Source organism: Streptomyces sp. NPDC005551 (genome assembly GCF_042871785.1).
GTDB lineage: Bacteria > Actinomycetota > Actinomycetes > Streptomycetales > Streptomycetaceae > Streptomyces.
Map to the genome: position 1 here is coordinate 147,591 of NZ_JBIAJE010000011.1, position 17,738 is coordinate 165,328.

Annotated in this window: 15 protein-coding genes; 7 read left to right on the forward strand and 8 right to left on the reverse strand. The window is 74.9% G+C overall.

Annotated features, from left to right (window positions below):
• Positions 1-83 precede the first annotated feature (83 nt).
• From ACFYP4_RS29295 to ACFYP4_RS29310, 4 genes are all read left to right on the forward strand, one after another.
• Complete coding sequence (locus tag ACFYP4_RS29295) at positions 84-1,319, forward strand: glycosyltransferase (RefSeq protein WP_388789436.1); 1,236 nt, start codon at positions 84-86, stop codon at positions 1,317-1,319.
• Positions 1,320-1,577: 258 nt separating this feature from the next.
• Complete coding sequence (locus ACFYP4_RS29300; RefSeq protein WP_388789440.1) at positions 1,578-3,326, forward strand: diacylglycerol kinase family protein; 1,749 nt, start codon at positions 1,578-1,580, stop codon at positions 3,324-3,326.
• Complete coding sequence (locus tag ACFYP4_RS29305; RefSeq protein ID WP_358850588.1) at positions 3,326-4,279, forward strand: YihY/virulence factor BrkB family protein; 954 nt, start codon at positions 3,326-3,328, stop codon at positions 4,277-4,279. The genes ACFYP4_RS29300 and ACFYP4_RS29305 overlap by 1 nt, the downstream gene beginning before the upstream one ends.
• Positions 4,280-5,074, forward strand: coding sequence for a phosphatase PAP2 family protein (locus tag ACFYP4_RS29310; protein ID WP_358850589.1), 795 nt, complete (start codon positions 4,280-4,282; stop codon positions 5,072-5,074).
• A 126-nt stretch (positions 5,075-5,200) separates the two neighbouring features.
• On the opposite strand, the gene ACFYP4_RS29315 is transcribed toward ACFYP4_RS29310, so the two are convergent.
• The 6 genes from ACFYP4_RS29315 to ACFYP4_RS29340 form a co-directional block, all read right to left on the reverse strand.
• Positions 5,201-5,935: a dienelactone hydrolase family protein gene (locus ACFYP4_RS29315; RefSeq protein ID WP_388789445.1), complete on the reverse strand. Its 735-nt coding sequence runs from the start codon at positions 5,933-5,935 to the stop codon at positions 5,201-5,203.
• 354 nt (positions 5,936-6,289) lie between these two features.
• Complete coding sequence (locus ACFYP4_RS29320; protein ID WP_388789448.1) at positions 6,290-8,593, reverse strand: lantibiotic dehydratase; 2,304 nt, start codon at positions 8,591-8,593, stop codon at positions 6,290-6,292.
• A 62-nt stretch (positions 8,594-8,655) separates the two neighbouring features.
• Positions 8,656-8,919 (reverse strand): acyl carrier protein, encoded by a 264-nt coding sequence (locus tag ACFYP4_RS29325; protein ID WP_358850592.1) that lies wholly within the window; start codon positions 8,917-8,919, stop codon positions 8,656-8,658.
• The gene (locus ACFYP4_RS29330; RefSeq protein WP_388789451.1) at positions 8,916-10,010 is read right to left on the reverse strand and encodes a threonine/serine dehydratase; all 1,095 of its coding nucleotides are present in this window, start codon (positions 10,008-10,010) and stop codon (positions 8,916-8,918) included. Before ACFYP4_RS29330 ends, ACFYP4_RS29325 begins: the two co-directional genes overlap by 4 nt.
• The gene (locus tag ACFYP4_RS29335; protein WP_358850594.1) at positions 10,007-11,494 is read right to left on the reverse strand and encodes an amino acid adenylation domain-containing protein; all 1,488 of its coding nucleotides are present in this window, start codon (positions 11,492-11,494) and stop codon (positions 10,007-10,009) included. The genes ACFYP4_RS29330 and ACFYP4_RS29335 overlap by 4 nt, the downstream gene beginning before the upstream one ends.
• Positions 11,494-13,818 carry a lantibiotic dehydratase gene (locus tag ACFYP4_RS29340; RefSeq protein ID WP_358850595.1) on the reverse strand — a complete coding sequence of 775 codons (2,325 nt, stop codon included), beginning with the start codon at positions 13,816-13,818 and terminating at the stop codon, positions 11,494-11,496. Before ACFYP4_RS29340 ends, ACFYP4_RS29335 begins: the two co-directional genes overlap by 1 nt.
• A 256-nt stretch (positions 13,819-14,074) precedes the next feature.
• Between ACFYP4_RS29340 and ACFYP4_RS29345 the strand changes: the two genes are divergently transcribed.
• The 3 genes from ACFYP4_RS29345 (at position 14,075) to ACFYP4_RS29355 (ending at position 15,985) form a co-directional block, all read left to right on the forward strand.
• On the forward strand, positions 14,075-14,326 hold the full coding sequence (locus tag ACFYP4_RS29345; RefSeq protein ID WP_358850596.1) for an MbtH family NRPS accessory protein: 252 nt from the start codon (positions 14,075-14,077) through the stop codon (positions 14,324-14,326).
• Between the two features lie 79 nt (positions 14,327-14,405).
• Entirely contained in the window at positions 14,406-15,101 is a 696-nt protein-coding gene (locus tag ACFYP4_RS29350; protein ID WP_358850597.1) for a 4'-phosphopantetheinyl transferase superfamily protein, read from the forward strand.
• Positions 15,102-15,244: 143 nt separating this feature from the next.
• Positions 15,245-15,985 carry a peptidase E gene (locus ACFYP4_RS29355; RefSeq protein WP_358850598.1) on the forward strand — a complete coding sequence of 247 codons (741 nt, stop codon included), beginning with the start codon at positions 15,245-15,247 and terminating at the stop codon, positions 15,983-15,985.
• Between the two features lie 194 nt (positions 15,986-16,179).
• Here ACFYP4_RS29355 and ACFYP4_RS29360 read toward each other — a convergent pair whose 3' ends face one another.
• Both ACFYP4_RS29360 and ACFYP4_RS29365 read right to left on the reverse strand, forming a co-directional pair.
• Entirely contained in the window at positions 16,180-16,860 is a 681-nt protein-coding gene (locus ACFYP4_RS29360) for a response regulator transcription factor (protein ID WP_388789456.1), read from the reverse strand.
• A complete protein-coding gene (locus ACFYP4_RS29365; RefSeq protein ID WP_358850600.1) occupies positions 16,857-17,468 on the reverse strand; it encodes a response regulator transcription factor in 612 nt (203 codons plus the stop codon). The genes ACFYP4_RS29360 and ACFYP4_RS29365 overlap by 4 nt, the downstream gene beginning before the upstream one ends.
• Between the last annotated feature and the right edge of the window lie 270 nt (positions 17,469-17,738).

A 17,738-nucleotide genomic window follows, 5' to 3' on the forward strand; every position in this document is an offset into this window, starting at 1 on the left:
CCGGGGGGCTTGCGGCAAGGCCCCGGTCGTACCGCAGAATCGGCGGCCGTAAGCCATGACCTGCGAAAAATCGGAGTTGCGACATGCGTGTGCTGTTGTCGACGTGGGGATCGCGCGGGGATGTCGAACCGCTGGCGGGGCTGGCGGTGGCCTTGCGGGAACTCGGTGCGCAGGCGCGGGTGTGCGCGCCGCCGGACGAGGAGTTCGCGGAGCTGCTGGCGCGTGCGGGTGTGCCGATGGTGCCGCTGGGCCCGTCGGTGCGCTCGGTGGTCGCCGGACCGAGGCCACCGACGGCCGAGGACGCGTTCCGGCTCGCCCCCGAGCTGGTCGCGGCACGGTTCGAGACGCTCACCGCGGCGGCCGAGGGATGTGACGTGCTGCTGGCAACCGGCCTGATGCCCGCCGGCGCGCGGGACGTGGCCGAGAAACTGGGCATCCCCTACGTGCTCGCGTGCTTCCACACTCTGGGCCTGCCGTCGCGGCACTTCCCTCCGGGGAGGCGGCCGGGCACCCCGTCCCCGCAGGACGAGACCGACAACCGGGTGCTGTGGGAGCAGGACGCCCAGCGGGTGAACGCGCTGTACGGCGAGGCGCTCAACAGGCATCGGGCGGCGATCGGCCTGCCGCCGGTGGACAACGTCCGCGACCACGTCTTCACCGGCCGGCCGTGGCTGGCGGCGGACGCGACGCTGTGTCCGTCACAGGGCATGACGGACCTGGACCTCGTGCAGACCGGGGCGTGGATCCTGCCCGACGACCGGCCGCTGCCGGCGGAGCTGGAGGCGTTCCTGGACGCGGGGGAACCACCGGTGTGCGTGGGCTTCGGCAGCATGGCCGCGCACGCCCCGCAGGGCATCGCCCGGGTGGCCACGGAAGCGTGCCGCGCGCAGGGCCGCCGGGTGCTCCTCGCCCGCGGGTGGGCGGGCCTGGCCCCGGTCGACGATGCCGGCGACTGCCTCGTCGTCGGCGAGGTCAACCAGCAGGCGCTGTTCCGCCGGGTGGCGGCCGTGGTGCACCACGGCGGCGCGGGCACCACGACGACGGCGGCCCGGGCGGGCGCGCCTCAGGTGGTGGTCCCCCGGATCGCTGACCAGCCGTACTGGGCGAGGCGGGTGGCCGAGCTGGGCATCGGTGCGGCGCACGAGGGCCTGACGCCGACCTTCGACTCCCTGTCGGCGGAGCTCACCACGGCCCTGCTGCCCGGGACCCGGGCGCGGGCGCGGGCCGTGGCCGGCACGATCCGCGCCGACGGGGCGACGGTGGCCGCGAAGCTGCTGCTCGAAGCGGCCGGCCGGGAAGGGCCGGCCGTGTCCGTGTGAAGCGCACGGACACGGCCGGCGCCCCGGCATGCGCTGTGCTGCACTGTCGTCTGACGGGACGTCGGCCGCAGCCGGCCCGAACGCACCGGCCCGCGTGAAGGATGTGCGGCTGATCGGCAGGTTTGCGTGGTGGTGTGGAGAGCCTGCGGTCGGTCCTGAGGTCTGCGCGGCGACTTCGCGGGCATACGGCGGTGGATCGGGAGGGTACACCCCCCGGCCGAGAAGAACGCCGCGAGGCGCCGATCCGTGGGAGTCCTGATGCCGACCGCCGTGCCGGAGAGACCCACCGTCCTGCCCGGTGAATCACCCGGGGCCGCCAGGCCCGCCCGCACCCCCGCCCTGCCTCGCGGCAGCGGCCGGACCGCCGCGCGCATCGGTGCGCTGACGCTCTGCCAGGCCGCGCTCATGGTGGGTATCGGACTGCTGATCACCGGCCCCGCGCGCGGCGTGTGGCCGATGACCGCCGAGGACGACCTGAACGAGGCGCTGGAGGAGCACCGCACCGGTGCCCTCACCACCGTGTCGTGGTTCGCGTCGGAGGCCGGCAACACCCTCACGATCATCGCCATCACCCTCGCGGTGTGCCTGGGGCTGATCCTGATACCCCGTCTGCCGATGTGGCGCCAGGCCGTCTTCCTCGCCGTCGGCGTCTCGCTCCAGGCGCTGGTCTTCCTCATCATCACCGCGTCGGTGGACCGTCACCGGCCCGAAGTGGACCGCCTCGACGCGTCCCCGCCCACCTCCAGCTACACCTCGGGGCACACCGGAGCGGCCACCGCCCTGTACGCCGGGCTGGCCGCGCTCGCCCTGTCCCGCATCCGTGGCCCCTGGCGCAAGGTCGTCTGCGGGCTGCTGCTGCTCGTGCCGCTGATGGTGGCCCTCTCCCGCCTCTACCGGGGCATGCACCACCCCACCGACCTCGTGGGCGGCCTGGTCAACGGAAGCCTGTCGCTGCTGATCGTCGGCCGTGCCCTCTTCACCGAGGGCACGGTGGCCGCCGCCCCCTCGGCGCGCCCCGCTCCGGCCGCCGCCACCGTCCGCCGTGAACCGGCGTCCGGCCGCACCGTCGTGGTCTACAACCCCACCGTGACCGACGAGAGCGCCTGCGCCGCGCTGCGGGACGTGCTGCGGCAACACGGGCACGCCGAAGCGGAGTTCGTCCCGACCACGGCCGAGGACACCGGAGGCGGCCAGGCCGCCCGCGCCGTCCGTGACGGCGCGGCACTGGTGGTGGTGTGCGGTGGGGACGGCACCCTGCGGGCGGCGGCCGACGCCATGGCCGGCAGCGGTGTCCCCCTCGCCCTGGTGCCCAGCGGCACCGGCAACCTGCTCGCCCGCAACCTCGGCCTTCCGCTGTCGCCCACCGGCGCGCTCGATGCGGCACTGCGCGGGAGCGTGCGGCACATCGACCTCGGCCGCATCGAGGGCGACGCTCTCGAGGTCACCCACTTCGCCGCCATGTCCGGCGCCGGACTCGACGCCGCGATCATGGAGAACACCGACGACCGCACCAAGTCCTTCCTGGGCTGGCCCGCCTACGTACTGGCCGGCATCACCACACTGCGCGCCCCCCGGATGCACGTGACGGTCCGGCTCGACGGCGCCCCGGCCCTGCGCCGTACCGCCCGCATGGTCCTCCTCGCCAACGTCGGCACCGTGCAGGGCGGCCTCACGCTCGTGCCCGCCGCCCGGCCCGACGACGGACGGCTCGACCTGCTGATCCTCGACCCGCGCGGACCCGGCGGCTGGATCCGTGCCCTCGGAGCGCTGCTGCGGGGCGGCGCCAGGACACCCCGGCCCACGTCCGTGGACACCCTCACCGCCCCCGACGCCGACGCCGGCACCGGCGTACCGGTGGAGTTCTTCACCTTCCGGCGCGCCGAGCTCACCTTCGAGTCCGTGCAGTCCCGCGAACTCGACGGGGATCCCGTCGCGCCCGGCCGGCGTCTGACCGCCGAGGTCCGTCCGGGTGCGCTGACGATGCTGCTGCCGTCCGGGGAGAAGTGATGGGTACGGCGACCAAGGTCCCCGAGACCAGGGACATGTCCGGCGAGGAACTCTCCGCCGACGAGGCGCTGGTGTCACTGCGCCGTTACGGCCGCTGGCCGCTGCTGCGGGACGCCTTCATCCGCTTCCGCTACGCCGACGGCTTCACGCACTCCCGTGCGCTCGCCCTGCAGACGGTGCTCTCGGTGATCCCGCTGGCGATCGCCTTCGTCGGGCTGTCCACCGCCCTGCACACCGAGAACATCGGCAGGCTCACCGAGCTGACGATCCACCGGATCGCCCAGGGCCCCAGCTCCGAGGTCGTCGACGACGCGCTGGACCGCAGCAAGCGGACCGCGGGCGACGGTGCGCAGATCGCTCTCTGGTTCGGCCTGCTCTTCTCCCTGGTCAACACCACCACCGCGATGTGCCAGATCGAGCGCGGCGCCAACCGCATCTACGGCAACGAACGCGACCGGCCCTTCCACCTCAAGTACCTGCGCGGCCTGGTGATGTCGGTCAGCGCCGGCCTGCCGCTCGGCGTCGGCTTCATCGTGATGGTGGCCGGGGCGGACCTGGCCTCCGCGGCGGTGACGGTGTACCACCTGAAGGACGGCACGCTCACCGCGTGGAACATCCTGCGCTGGCCCCTCGGCCTGGTCCTCGTGCTCATCTCGGCCAGCGCCATCTTCCGCCGCTCGCCCCGCCGCAAACAGCCCGGCTACACCTGGCTGGCCTTCGGCGCCGCGGTGTACCTGGTGCTGTGGACGACCCTCACCTGGCTGCTGAGTCTCTACCTCGGGATCAGCGGCTCCTTCGACACCGTCTACGGCCCGCTCAGTGCCTTCATGTCGCTGCTGCTGTGGGCCTACCTGACCTCCATCGCCCTGTTCCTCGGACTGTCCTTCTCCGCGCAGCTGGAAGCCGCGCGGGCCATGCGCCCCGGTCCGATCCACACCGACCCGGGAGTCTGAATGCCCCTCCGGTTCACCACGCGTCCCTTCCGCGAGCGTCGCCGCCGGGAGGCCGACCGCAGGTTCGGCGTCCGTCTGCTCGGCGCGGCTGTCGTGGCCGCGATCGCGGCGGTGCCGTTCGGCCTGCTGCTGGTCCTCGTCAAAGGGCAGTGGGAGCCGCTGCGCCGGATGGACACGGGCGCGGCGCGGCGGCTGAACGAGACGGCGCTCGAGCACCCCGCCTGGACCGACACGCTGCGTTTCCTGTCGAACTGGGTCTGGGACCCGGTGACCCTGCGCATCGTGGTCGCGCTGCTCACCCTGTGGCTGCTTCACCGCCGGGCGTGGCGGCTCGCGGCCTGGTCCGCCGTGACGGCGGTGGCCGGCGGGCTGATCGGGCTGCTCGTCAAGGTGGTCGTCGAGCGGGCCAGGCCCAGCCTGGAGGACCCGGTCGCGCATGCCCCGGGCTTCTCGTTCCCCTCGGGCCACGCCATGACCGCCACCACGTCGTTCGCGATCCTGCTGCTGGTCCTGCTGCCCATGGTGCCGCGCGCCTGGCGGGTGGCGTGCTGGTGCCTGGCGGTGCTCTCGGTGCTCGGCGTCGGCTTCACCCGCGTCGCGCTGGGCGTGCACTGGTTCAGCGACGTGGTCGGCGGCTGGCTGCTCGGTCTGGCCGTCGTCGCCCTCACCGCCTGGGCCTTCGAGGCGTGGCGCGCCGACATCGGCCGCCGCACCACCGAACTGGCCGACGGCCTGGAACCCGAACTGACCGGCGCGCATCCCGAGCCCGATCCCGTCCTGCGCACGAGGCACTGACCGGGGCCGGGACCGCGCAAAGTCCGCCGGGCCGGTCCCCCGCCGGCGGCCGGGGGCCGGCACTTGGACGGAACCTTGTCAGGACCGCGGAACCATGTACGTCAGGTCTGGTTCAGGACCGGAGCCTCAGCTGTTGGCCAGGTTGCGGTCGAGGAGGGGCAGCAGGCGGTCCCAATGACGCTTCAGCCCCGCGGGGTCGAAGGCGTCGGTGTCGGACATGGTGAAGCCGTGGGTGGTGCCGGGGTAGACCTCGGAGGTGTAACCGACCCCCGCGGCGTCCAGGGCCTGGTTGAGCTCGGCGAGCGCCCCGGGCGTCATGTCGCCTTCGGCGTGGCCGAGGTGGACCTGGGCCGTGAGCCCGGCAAGGCTGTCGGGCCCGTCGGCGCCCACCGGAGCGTGGAATGCGGCGACGGCGGCCACCTGGCCGGGGTGGGCCGCGGCGGTGCGCACCGCCAGGAGGCCGCCTATGCAGTAGCCGGTCACCGCGACCGGTCCGGCGCCGGTCTCGTGCCGAGCGGTGAGGAACCTGAGGTAGGCGTCGGCGTCGCTCAGGGCACGTTCGGCGGTGTGCGCCTCGATCAAGGGCATCAACTGGGCGAAGACCGCGGGCCGGACCTCTTCTCCGATGTGCTCGGGAAGTTCGATCACCGGGGCCGGGCCGTGCCGGTAGAAGAGGTTGGGGACGAGCACGTAGTACCCGTGTCCGGCCAGTTCGCGGGCCATCTCCCGCAGTACGGGCCGGATACCGAAGCCGTCCGCGTACATCAGCACCCCCGGGTGCCGTTCGCCGCCGTCGGGGAAGGCGGCGAAAGCGTCGGCCCGGCCGTCCGCGGTCGGGATGTGCAGCATCGTGGTGGGCATGAGTTCTCCTGTCGTGGTTGACGTGTCGAGCTGTGATCGCACGACAGGAGGCGGAGCCCGCGCAGCAGCGCCGGATCCCCGGTTCGTCAGCGGGCCGGTACCGGCCCGTACGGCGCTCAGAGAAGCGCCGGGTCACCCATCCGTGTGTGGCGCAATGCCGTCCCGGTAGTCATCGCCGCAACGTAGCCCACCGGACAGGACCGATGCCAGCCCCCGGTCCACCGTGCTGCCGGGCGCAGGTACGTGGATGCTCGACGGCTGAGGCGCGGAGTCCGGGGTCCTTCACGGCGTGCTCGGTGCCGGTGGCCCTCCGGACGATCGTCAGGAGTTCGTCGAGCTCCACGTACCGCACGGTCACTTCAGACGGCCGTCGGTCCTGTGTTCCGTGTCGAAGGCCACGAACCTCACCTCCGCGGTGTACCGGCGGCCTTCGTCGTCGGTGAGCCAGGTCTGTTCCGGTGTGGGCAGCATCTCGGTGATGGTGAACGTGCCCTGCGGGTCCCTGCGGGACAGGCGGCGCAGTGCTTTGGCGAGGATGGTGACGTAGACGGGGCTGTCGAAGTCGACGTAGAAGGGCCGCGGTTCGGTCGGCAGGACGACGAAGACGTGGCGGGGCAGGCCGAGCCGGGTGCGCCAGTGGCGGGCGCGCACGAAGCGCCGGGCCTCGTCCTTGTCGTCGGCGAATCCCGCGTCGGTGGCGGGCAGCCGCCAGGTCTCCCGGGCGACCACCATGCGGTCGAGGGTCACCCGGGGCGTGTGGCCGCTCTGCGGCAGGAGTTGGAAGAGGTCCATCGCCAGGGTGGTCAGGACGTGGGAGAAGACGTCGACGGCCGGGAAGGCGGAGCCGTCCGGGAGCCGGACGAGGAGCCGGCCGTCGCGTTCCTCGACGGTGGCGTCGGCGCTGCGGACGGCCCGGGGGCGGGCGGGGTCCGCCGTGAAGTCGGCGAGGGCGACCTGGTGGTCCTCGGGGCGCACGAGCGTGTGACGGACCCGGACGGACAGGCGTGAGCGGTGCTCCTTGGGGATCAGGGGCATGAGGCGCGGGCCGGGGTGGTCGCGGTCGGTGAGGCGGAGCAACTCGGCGGCGTCCGGGTGCTGGTGGGTGAACAGGGAGGCGCCCAGCGTGTTGGCGGCGAGGTGCAGTTCGCCCAGGACGAGGGTGAAGTCGCCGCGGGCCACCGCCTGCGCTCCGTCGGCGGCGATCATCACGTCCGGGCTGAGATAGCGGGCCGCCGTCCAGCCGCCGCCGGTGCTCTCGAACGCCTCCCGTACCTGTGCCTCGATGTCCGCCGACGCCACGGTCACCCGGCGGGCGCCCTCGGGGACGGCCAGGATGCGCTGCCAGCGTGCGGCGAACTCCCGCTGGAGTTCGGCTGCGGTGGTGCGGGCGGCGCCGTGCAGCACCGGCAGGCACTCGAACCAGAAGGACGCCAGGTCGACCTCGCCCTCCGCGGCGAGCCGGTCGTACACGCGGCGCGTGTCGGCCGTCACCGTCGCCGCGAGCCGTGCGGTGAGCCAGGCGGCGCTGTCCATGAGCAGCCGCAGCGGGTGCAGTGCGTCGAGCACGGCGGGGCCCAGGCGGGCGGTGGCGGACCGGCGGGTGTCGGAGTACACCAGCGCCCGGCAGGGGGCCGTCGAGGCGGACTTCTCCCGTACGGCGGCCGTGGCGGTCAGGGCGGTGAAGTCCCGCTCCAGCTCCGTCATGGCCTCGACCAGGGTCTCCACGTCACGGGCCGCCGCCACCTTGGCGCGGCCCCGCTCCAGCCGGTCCAGTGCGGCCAGCCCGCGGCTGCGCGGCTGTGGCGCGCCGACGGACTCGAGCCAGGCCCGCAGGGCCCGGTCGGGATGGGTGCCGGCGGGCACCTCCAGCCGCCACGCCACCCAGCGGCGGGCGACCAGATCGTCCAGGACGGCGGGCACGTCGGTGTCCGGGAGTTCGGCGGCGATGTGCCGGGCCGGCCGGACGCCGTCGCAGCGGGCCAGGACGGCCGCCGTGTCGGCGGACACGGTCACCGGGCGGCGGCCGGGCACCCGGACGCGGTCCCCGTCCAGTGCGACGAACGGCACCCGCCGGGGTGCGATCCACTCCCGCAGAGCGGGGTCGGCGTCCAGCGTCTTCGCCAGTGCGTCGATGCCCCAACTGGCCCAGTAGACGGTGGAGTCGGCGATGAGTCCGCAGCCCGCGTCGACGGCGGCGCCGGGTGTCGCGGCGTCCCAGCGGCCCCAGCCGACGGGGCCGAAGAAGCCGATGGTGTCGTTCTTCACGCAGAACCGCTGCCAGTAGTGCGCGACCAGTTCCTCGCGCTGGCGCGGCATGCTGCTGCGGCTGTCCACGCCCGGCTTCCAGCGCAGGAACGGGGCGATGCCGGAGGTGAGGACCGGCCGGTTCTGCCAGGCCACCGCCTCCCGGAAGGCGGGCATGCGGGCGATGTCCTGCAGGGTGTGCGCGCTCTCCACGGCGGCGTCCGCGAAGAGCCGGGCGAAGTCCGCCCAGCGGGCGCCCTCCAGAGGGTCGTCGGCGGCGAACTTGTCGGCCGCCTCCGCCAGTCCGGCCGGTGCCAGGCGCAGGACCCCGTCGGCGGGGAAACCCGGCCCCCGCAGGGCGAACTGCTCCCACAGCCGCCAGCGGCCGAGGGACGGCACGAAGTCTTGGGTCATGGCACGTTCTCCTTGGCGAGCGTGGGTGGACGGTCCTGCCCGTGCTGGTCCGGCGGGAGGGGTCAGGCGGCGCCGTAGTCGGCGTCGACGACCTCGGCCAGGTCGAGCGGCGTGGGGTAGGCGAAGACCAGGGAGACCGGGACGTCGGCACCGATCGCCTCCTGGAGGCGGCCGGTGATCTGGAAGGCGGTGAGCGAGTCGCCGCCCGCCTCGTAGAAGTCGGTGTCCGCGGTGAGGTCGGGCAGGCCGAGCACGTCCTGGAAGATGCCGACGAGCAGGTCGACCGTGGTGAGGGACGTCGCGGCGGTGGCGGTGTTCGAGGTCATGACGTGTGCTCCTTCGTGCGGGCAGCGGGATACGGGTCGGTGTGCGAGTCGGGGTACTGGTCGGTGTGCGGGTCGGGGTGGGTGGCGTGCAGGCGGGCGGGGGTGTTGCCGCCCGAGACGATGGCAACGGCGTATTCGCGGCGGCCGGCGCGCAGCGCCCCGGCCAGTGCGACGGCTCCGCTGGGTTCGGCGTGGACGCCGTGCCGGTGCAGCAGGGCGGTGGCGGCGAGGATCTCGGCGTCGCCGACGGCGATCAGGTCGTCGACGCGGTCCCGGATGATGGGGAGGGGGACGTGTCCGGGGCACTGGCCGCGCAGCCCGTCCGCGACGGTGGTGCTGGGCGGCAGCCGGACGGGGCGGCCGGCGGCCAGGGAGCGGGCGTAGCGCGGGGTGAGGGCGGGTTCGACCCCGACCACCCGGACCGGGCGGCCGGTGGCGGCGAGGCACACGCCGGCGAGGAGCCCGCCGCCGCCGGTGGGGACGTAGACGGTCTCGGTGGCGGGGGCGTCGGCGAGCAGTTCGCTTCCGGCCGTGCCCTGCCCGGCGACCACCAGGGGGTGGTCCGAGGAGGGGACGAGGAGGGCACCGGTCTCCTGCGCGAGCGTCCGGGCACGCTCCTCCCGCTCGGCCACCCCGCCGCCCACCCGGAGGGTCTCGGCGCCCAGTGCCCGGACCGCGGCGGCCTTGGCGGGGGAAGCGCCCTGCGCGAGGACGACGGTCAGCCGGATGCCGAGGGTGCGGGCGAGCCTGGCGAGGGCGATGCCGTGGTTTCCGGAGGAGCCGGTGACGACCCGGTCGGCGCCCAGGGCGAGGACGGCGTTGGCGGCGCCGCGCGTCTTGAACGAGCCGCCGAGCTGGAGGTGTTCGGCCTTCAGCAGGAGCCGGGAGCCGTGCGCCGCCGTCACCGGGCCGCGCAGCAGGGGCGTACGGACGATGTGGGGGGCGATGCGGGCGGCGGCGGCTTCGAGGTCCGCGGGGCCGAGGCCGGCGGGGCCGGGTTCGGCGGGGCCGCGGAGCGCGGGGCCGAGGTGCCGGCGGCTGGTGCCGGCGCGCAGGTCACCGGTGCCCGGCCGCAGACCGGTGGCGGTCATCGGGTGCTCCCGGCGGCCAGCCGGCGGCGGTCCGCCTTGCCGCCGCGGGTGGTGGGCAGCGTGTCCAGTCGCTGGAAGCGGCGCGGCATCAGATGGGGCGGCAGCGACCGGGCGAGGTGGCCGCGCAGGACCGCGTCCGTGACGTCGGCCAGGTCGCCGGTGACGTGGGCGAGCAGGTGGACGCGCCCCCGGTCGTCGGTGTGGGAGGTCACCACCGCGCCCGTGACCCCCGGGTGGGAGAGCAGGGCGCCCTCCACCTCGGCCGGGTCGACGCGGTAGCCGCGGATCTTGACCTGCCGGTCGGTGCGGCCGGCGTAGTGCAGTCCCGCCTCGTCCCACCAGCCGAGGTCGCCGGTTCGGTAGAGGCGGGCGCCGGGCGGCCCGAAGGGGTCGGGGACGAAGCACTCGGCCGTGCGGGCCGGGCGCCCGCCGTAGCCGCGGGCCAGTCCCTCTCCCCCGATGTACACCTCGCCCACCGTGCCGTGGGCGACCGGCGTGAGGTCCGCGTCCAGGATCCGCAGGACGGTGCCGGGCCGGGGCACGCCCACCAGGTCGGCGGACGGGTCGGGTTCGGCCGGCACGCTGTGGCGGGTGGTGGTCATCGTGCACTCGGTCGGGCCGTACTGGTTGACGAGCCTGCCGGGTACGAGCGGGCGCCCGCCGGCGGCGAGGAAGGGCCGCAGCGACTCGCCGCTGGAGGCGGCCAGGGCGACCCCGGCCAGCGGATCGGTGAGTCCCGGCGCCCCGGCCAGGTGCGAGAGGAAGGAGGGGGTGACGCTGAGCAGGGCCGTCACCCGGTGCTCTTGGACGGTGCGGGCGAACTCCTCGGGGCGCAGCAGCCGGGCCCGGTCCACGATCACCAGCCGTGCTCCGGCCAGCAGCGGGACGAAGGTGTCGCGGATCGAGGCGTCGTAGCCCAGCGGCGCCGTCTGCAGGGCGACCGTGCCGGGGCCCAGGCCGAACGCGTGGGCGGTGTCGCGCAGGTAGGCGTCGAGGGAGCGGTGTTCGATCAGGACGGCGCTGGGTTCCCCGGTGCTGCCGGAGGTGTGACTGACGTAGGCGAGGGCGCGGGGGTCGGCCGGGGGTGGCGGCGGGGCGTTGGGGGGTGCGGGGCGGTCCAGCAGGACGGTGGGCAGGGCCTGGCCGAGGAGGGAGGCGTGCGCGGACGTGGTCAGCAGCAGGCGGGCGCCTGCGCTGCGCACGAAGGCCGTCAGCCGGTCCCGGGGCTGTCCCACGTCCAGGGTGAGGAAGGCGGCGCCGCAGCGCAGGACCGCCGCCATGGCGGCGACCGCGTCGGTGCCGTGCTCGACGGCGACGGCGCACACCGTCTCCGGCCGGACGCCGTGGGCGCGCAGGAGCCGGGTGAGCTCCTCGACGCGGGCGGCGAGGCGGGCGTACGTCACGTCACCGGCGGGGGTGGTCAGCGCGATGCGCTGCGGGGTCCGGGCGGCGTGCGCGGCGATGTCGTCGGCGATCGTGCGCATCAGTCCTCCCCCACGCCGGCGACGGTCTGGTCGACGGCAACGAAGCGGAGTTCGGAGGTGTAGCGGCGGCCCTCGTCGTCGGTGAGCCAGGCCTGCTCGGGGGTGGGCAGCATCTCGCTGACCTTCAGCCGGGCCGCGGGGTCCTTGCGGGCGAGCCTGCGGGCCGCCTTGGCGAGGATCGTCGTGTAGACGGGGCTGTCGAAGTCGACGTAGAAGGGGCGGGGTTCGGTCGGGGAGACGACGAACACGAACCGGGGCAGTTCGTGCCGCTGCTGGAAGTGCCGGGCCCGGACGAAGCGGGCGGCCTCGGTCTTCTCGTCGGCGAAGTCGACCTCCGCGACGGGCAGTTGCCAGGTCTCGCGGGCCACGATCATGCGGTCGATGGTGATGCGCGGGGTGTGTTCGCCCTCGGGGCGCAGGGTGAAGCGGTCCATGACGCGCTGGGTGAGGGTGTTGGCGTAGACGTCGAGGAGGTCGTGGGCGGTGCCGTCGGGCAGCACGGCGGTCAGCCGGCCGTCGCGTTCCTCCACCAGGACGTCGGCGCTCAGCACCGTGCGGGGGCGGTGCGGGTCGCCGGTCTGGTCGACCAGGGTCACGTAGTGGTCCTCGGGGCGGTCCAGTGAGGGCCGGCTGCGTGTGGACCACTTCAGCGGCAGTTCCTTCGGCAGGGTGGGCAGCAGTCGCGGGCCGGGGAAGTCGCGGGTGGTCTCGGCGAGCAGCTCGTCGCGGTCCGGGTGCTGGTGGACGAACAGGGAGGCGCCCATGGTGTTGAGCGCGCAGTGCATCTCGCCGAGGACGAGCCGGACGTCGCCGCGGGCCAGGGCGGCGTCGTCCTCGGCGATGACCAGGACGTCGGGGCTGATGTACCGGGCCAGCGACCAGCCGTCGCCCGGTTCGTCGAATTCCCGGCGTACCCGTTCGGCCAGTTCGGCCGTGCTCAGCCGTACCCGGCGCGCGCCCGGCGGAAGGTGGAGGACGCGGGCCCACTTGGCGCGCAGTTCGGCCTGGGCCGCGTCGATCAGGTCGCCGGCGTCGGGGTGCGGGGAGGGCAGGGTGTGCAGCCACAGGGTGCCGAGGTCCACCGGTCCGCCGCTCGCGCGCAGGCGGTCGTACACGGTGTGCAGGCGGCCCCGGACGGCTTCGGCGAAGCGGTTCGTCATCCAGCGGGCGGCGGTCAGGCACAGTTGCAGGGGCTCCAGGTGTGCCAGCAGTGCGGCGCCGGCCGTGGCCGTGGCCGACCGGCGTGCGTCGGAGTACACCAGGCCCCGGCAGGGGGCGGTGCGTTCGCCCTTGGCGCGCTGGGCCTCGCTGTCGGTGAGCGCGGCGAAGTCGGCTTCCAGGGCGGCGATCGCGGCGGTCAGCGCGCCGGCGTCGAAGCGGGCGGCGCGTACGGCGTCCCGGCCGCGTTCCAGGACGGCGAGCCTGTCCAGTGCCCGCTGCCGGGCGGCCTGGTCGGGGACGCGTTCCAGGATGCGGCGCAGGGCGCGGTCGGGGTGGGTGGCCGCGGGCACCTCCAGCCGCCAGTGCACCCAGCGCCGGGTGAGCAGCTCGCCGACCGTGTGGGCCACCTCGTCGGCGGGAAGGCCCAGTTCGGCGGCGATGGCGTCGGTGTGCCGGGTGCCGTCGCAGCGTTCCAGTACGGCGAGTTCGCGTGCGCCGATGGGCTGTGCGGGGCGTCCGGGGACCCGTACCTGGCCGTCCTGGCAGCGTACGAAGGACACCCGGCGCGGCGGGATCCAGCGCATCAGTTCGCGGTCCTCGCCGAGGACCTTGGCCAGGGCGTCGATTGCCCAGCCGGAGAAGTACACCTCCTGCGCGGCGAGGAAGCCGTCGCCGGGGTCCACGGCGACGGCGTCCGGCGCGGACAGGTCCCAGCGGCCCCAGCCGACGGGGCCGAAGAAGCCGATGGTGTCGTTCTTCACGCAGAACCGCTGCCAGTAGTGCGCGACCAGCTCCTCGCGCTGGCGCGGCATGCTGCTGCGGCTGTCCACGCCCGGCTTCCAGCGCAGGAACGGGGCGATGCCGGTCCGCAGGACGGCGGGGTTCTGCCAGGCGAGGGCCGCCTGGAAGCGGGGCTGGGCGGCCACCTCCTGGAGGTGGCGGGCGGTGTGTACGGCGGCGGCGGACAGTTCCTCGGTGAAGGCCTGCCACTCGGGCCCGGACAGGTCCGTGCCGGGGCCGAACTTGTCGGCGGCCTCGGCCAGTCCGGGCGGGGCCAGGCGCAGCACGCCGTCGGCGGGGAAGCCGGGGCCGCGCAGCGCGAACTGGTCCCACAGCCGCCAGCCTCCGCCCGGCAGCAGGACAGGTGCGTGCTCGTCCGACATCGCGTGCTCCTTCCGGAAAGGGGGGTGCGCGGGGGTCCCTCTGCCCGGCCGGGCGGGTGCCGCCGCCGGGATGCCGGGCGCCCCGGCCGGAGAGCACGGTCCCGCGCCGGGGCCGTGGCTCACCAGAGAAGATCCGGCAGCAACGCACGCCACCGGTACGGCGCGTTCGTCCCTGACCCCGCCCGGCGGGCCCGGGCACGCTGGCAGCGTCGGCCCCTGACCTGTGGCCGGCCCCATCACCTGCGGGAGGTTCACCGTGACGCAACCCAACTCCGCGACCGGCGCGGGCGGCGAGGCACCCCGCCCCGGCACCGACGAGGTGTACCTCGTGGTGCGCAACGACGAGGAGCAGTACTCGATCTGGCGGGCGGACCGCGAGGTGCCCGCCGGCTGGTACCCGGAGGGCCGGCGCGGCAGCCGGCAGGAGTGCCTCGACCACATCGGCGTGATCTGGACGGACATGCGCCCGCTCAGCCTGCGCCGCCGGCTGGCCGGGGCAGATGTCTGAGGGCCGTCCGGGCCGGCTCCTGTCGCGGCCGGCCCATGGTCCTCCGGCGGTACCGCCACCGCAACGGCTGTGCCCGGCCGTGCTGGACCTGTCCGCGCTGCCCGAGCGGACGTATCCGCCGGGCCCGCGGGCGCTGCGGGGACCGCTGGAGCTGTACCTGGCCCAGGTCGGGGCGCAGGACGAGCGGGCGCTGCGGCGCGCGCGGGAACTGCTGGACGCGGAGGAACGGGCGCGGGCGCGCGCGTTCCGGCGCGACCGGGACCGCGACGCCTATGTGGTCGCGCACGCGGCGCTGCGCAGTGTGCTGAGTGTCCTGCTGGGCATCCGCGCCGAGGCGCTGCCGCTGATGCGTGAGCCGTGCGCCGGCTGCGGCGGTCCGCACGGCCGGCCGGCGCTGCGCACGGCCGGGGTGCACTTCTCCCTGTCGCACAGCGGGGACCTGGTGATGGTGGCGCTCGCCCCGGCGCCGGTCGGTGTCGACGTGGAGGGGCTGGCCACCGCGCAGGCGGTGCTCGGCGCGCAGTGCGCGCTGCATCCGGCGGAGGCGCGGGAACTGGCGCGGCTGCCCGCGCACGAGCGGCCGGCGGCCTTCACCCGGGCCTGGGTGCGCAAGGAGGCCTACCTCAAGGGCCTGGGCACCGGACTGGTGCGGGATCCGGCGCTCGACTACGTGGGCACCGGGCCGCGGCCGGCCGCTCCGTCGCCGCAGTGGACCGTGCGGGACGTCCTGGTCCCCGCGGGATACGGGGCGGCTGTGGCCCTGCGGGCACCGTGAGGGCACCCGCGGCAGCACGGCGGGGACCGGTCGACGGACCGGTCCCCGCCGTGCTGCCGGGGCGCTTCCCGCGAGGTGCCGGCGGTCCGCTCTTCACGGCTTTCCCACGTCCCGGCGCGGGGGACCGCGATACGATCACGGGCGTGAGCGGCGCTGAACCGACCATCCTCGCCACTTCCGGAGGCCACCGCGTCGGCGCGCGTGCCCGGGTCCTCTTCGATGCTCTGGTCCACCACGCGGTGGACCTCTCCGGTGTGCACGGCAGGCGTCCGCGCATCCTGTACGTCGGCACGGCGGTGGGGGACGCCGAGCACGTCGCGGCGCGGATGGCGGAGGCGGCCCGCATCGCGGGCTTCGATCTGACCCCGCTGCACCTGTTCCCCATGCCGAACGTCGACGACGTGGAGGGCACGGTCCTCGACCACGACGTGGTCTGGGTGATGGGCGGCTCGGTGGCCAACCTGCTCGCCGTGTGGCGGGTCCACGCGCTGGACGCGGTGATGCGGCGCGCGTGGCGGGCGGGTGTGGTGCTGGCCGGGGTGAGCGCGGGTTCCATCTGCTGGTTCGAGGGCGGTGCCACGGACTCCTTCGGGCCCGAACTGCGGCCGGTGACCGGGGGTCTTGGCCTGCTTCCGTACGGCAACGGCGTGCACTACGACTCCGATGCGGGCCGGCGTCCCCTGATCCACCGCATGGTCGCCGACGGCACCTTCGCGACGGCCCACTGCACCGACGACGGGGTGGGCCTGGTGTACCGGGGCACCGAACTGGTCGAGGTCGTGGCGGAACTGCCGGACAAGGCCGCCTACGTGGTGCGCCGGGACGGTGAGCGGGCCGTGGAGGAACGGCTCGTACCGCGGCTGCTGCCGGCGCCCGCGTTCTGACGGCCTTCTCCCGCCGCATGCGCGCGGTGCGGCCTTCGTCCGCCCCGCGTTCGGCCGCCCGGCCCCACCCCCGTGTCCCGGGTGCCGGACGCGGGCCCACGGGGTGAGACGGGTGGACCGCGCGGGCGCTCCTGGCGCCCGGTGTCCATGGGTCCCGTCCCCGCCCCTCCCCCGCCCCCGGTGTCCTCGGCGCGTCAGACCAGGCCGTGGCGCACGGCCTGCGCGACCGCGTGGGCCCGGTTGCGGGCCTGCAGACGCGCCATGATCTCGTAGATGACGTTCTTGACGGTGTGTTCGGAACAGTCCAGCAGGCGGGCGATGCCCGCGTTGGCGTGGCCCTCGGCCAGCAGGCGCAGCACGGACATCTGGCGGGCCGTCAGGGCCGGGGGCCGCACGTCCGGTACCGGTTCGCCGGATCCGCGAGCCGTGGTCAGCAGGTGGGAGAGTTCCGGATAGGGGATGCTCGGATGGGGGTGGGCGGCGCGGCGTACGGCGGCCGCGAGGGTCTCCTCGGTGAGGTCCGCGGTTCTCAGGACGACCGCTCCGGTGCGCAGGGCCAGCAGCAGGCCCCTGCGGCTGACGGTGTCGCACACGAGCAGCAGCCGGCCGGGGTCCCGCCCGCAGCGCAGCGCCTGTTCGGCGTCGGCGGCCACGACCACGCTCACGCTCCCGGGCCCGGCAGGCCCGTGCCCGTGCTCGTGATCGGGCTCGCAGGCGAAGCCGGCGCGGCGGGCGAGGGCGCGGACGCGGTCCGCGCCGCGCGAGGGCGGGATGCGCAGGACCGGGCGCGAAGGGAGCGCACCGGGCGGGACCGGCGTGGCCGGCGCGGGGGGCGCGGGGGGCGCGGGGGGCGCGGCGATCAGGGTGGCCGTCACAGCAGACCCGCCCGCAGCGCGTAGGCGACCGCGTGGGCACGGTTGCGCAGCCTGAACCGCTGGGTGATGTCGTGGACGACGGTGGTCACGGTCCGCGGCGAATAGGCCAGCTGCTGGGCGATCTCCGCCGTCTCGTGCCCGTCGGCGACCAGCCGCAGCACCGAGCGTTCCCGGTCCGACAGCATGCCGCCGGCCCAGCCGCCCGAGCCGTGCCGGGTGTTCGCCGGACGGTCCAGGAACTGTTCGAGCAGCTCGGGTGGCAGTGTGCAGTCGTCCCGGGCGGCGGCCAGCACCGCGTGGTTCAGACGGGAGGCGTCGGCCTCGCGGCGCAGCAGCACGCCGCGGGCACCGGCGGCCAGGGCGTGCAGGGCGTCGCCGGAGGCGAGGGCGGCGACCACCAGGACGACGGCGGGGCGCTGCCGGTGGGCGCGGGTGGTGCGCACCATGTCGAGTTCGGCGGGGCCGAGCCGGTCCACGGTCAGTACGGCGACCCGGGCGTCGCCGGGCTCGCACACGGTCAGCTCCGGGCAGGCGAGCAGGGTACTGCGGGTGCCGGCCTCCAGCACCGGGTCGAGCGCGACCACACCGACGGGTAGGGGTGCTCCCATCTGCTGCTCCTTGAAAGGTCGTCCGCCCCGTCAGCAGCGCTGCGGGCGGTCTGGGGTACTGCGCACACCGTGCCGTCGGCGGCGGGGCGCGGGCATCGGTAGCCGGTCCCCACCTTTCCCGCGGGGCGGGCGGCCCCCTCCCCCGTAGGACCGCCTTCCGGGTGGGTGTGCGGCGGCCGGCGGCGGGCAGGGGGGAGCCGCGCGGTGTCCGGGGCGTAGGCGCGGGGGCCGCAGGAGGGAGGGGACGCGGGGGGCGCGCCGCGGGAATGG

What these genes read in the sequence shown, in the direction of transcription:
- ACFYP4_RS29295 (WP_388789436.1), top strand. Translation starts at nt 84, where the DNA reads ATGCGTGTGCTGTTGTCGACGTGGGGATCGCGCGGGGATGTCGAACCG.
- ACFYP4_RS29300 (WP_388789440.1), top strand. Translation starts at nt 1,578, where the DNA reads ATGCCGACCGCCGTGCCGGAGAGACCCACCGTCCTGCCCGGTGAATCA.
- ACFYP4_RS29305 (WP_358850588.1), top strand. Translation starts at nt 3,326, where the DNA reads ATGGGTACGGCGACCAAGGTCCCCGAGACCAGGGACATGTCCGGCGAG.
- ACFYP4_RS29310 (WP_358850589.1), top strand. Translation starts at nt 4,280, where the DNA reads ATGCCCCTCCGGTTCACCACGCGTCCCTTCCGCGAGCGTCGCCGCCGG.
- ACFYP4_RS29315 (WP_388789445.1), bottom strand. Translation starts at nt 5,935, where the DNA reads ATGCCCACCACGATGCTGCACATCCCGACCGCGGACGGCCGGGCCGAC.
- ACFYP4_RS29320 (WP_388789448.1), bottom strand. Translation starts at nt 8,593, where the DNA reads ATGACCCAAGACTTCGTGCCGTCCCTCGGCCGCTGGCGGCTGTGGGAG.
- ACFYP4_RS29325 (WP_358850592.1), bottom strand. Translation starts at nt 8,919, where the DNA reads ATGACCTCGAACACCGCCACCGCCGCGACGTCCCTCACCACGGTCGAC.
- ACFYP4_RS29330 (WP_388789451.1), bottom strand. Translation starts at nt 10,010, where the DNA reads ATGACCGCCACCGGTCTGCGGCCGGGCACCGGTGACCTGCGCGCCGGC.
- ACFYP4_RS29335 (WP_358850594.1), bottom strand. Translation starts at nt 11,494, where the DNA reads ATGCGCACGATCGCCGACGACATCGCCGCGCACGCCGCCCGGACCCCG.
- ACFYP4_RS29340 (WP_358850595.1), bottom strand. Translation starts at nt 13,818, where the DNA reads ATGTCGGACGAGCACGCACCTGTCCTGCTGCCGGGCGGAGGCTGGCGG.
- ACFYP4_RS29365 (WP_358850600.1), bottom strand. Translation starts at nt 17,468, where the DNA reads ATGGGAGCACCCCTACCCGTCGGTGTGGTCGCGCTCGACCCGGTGCTG.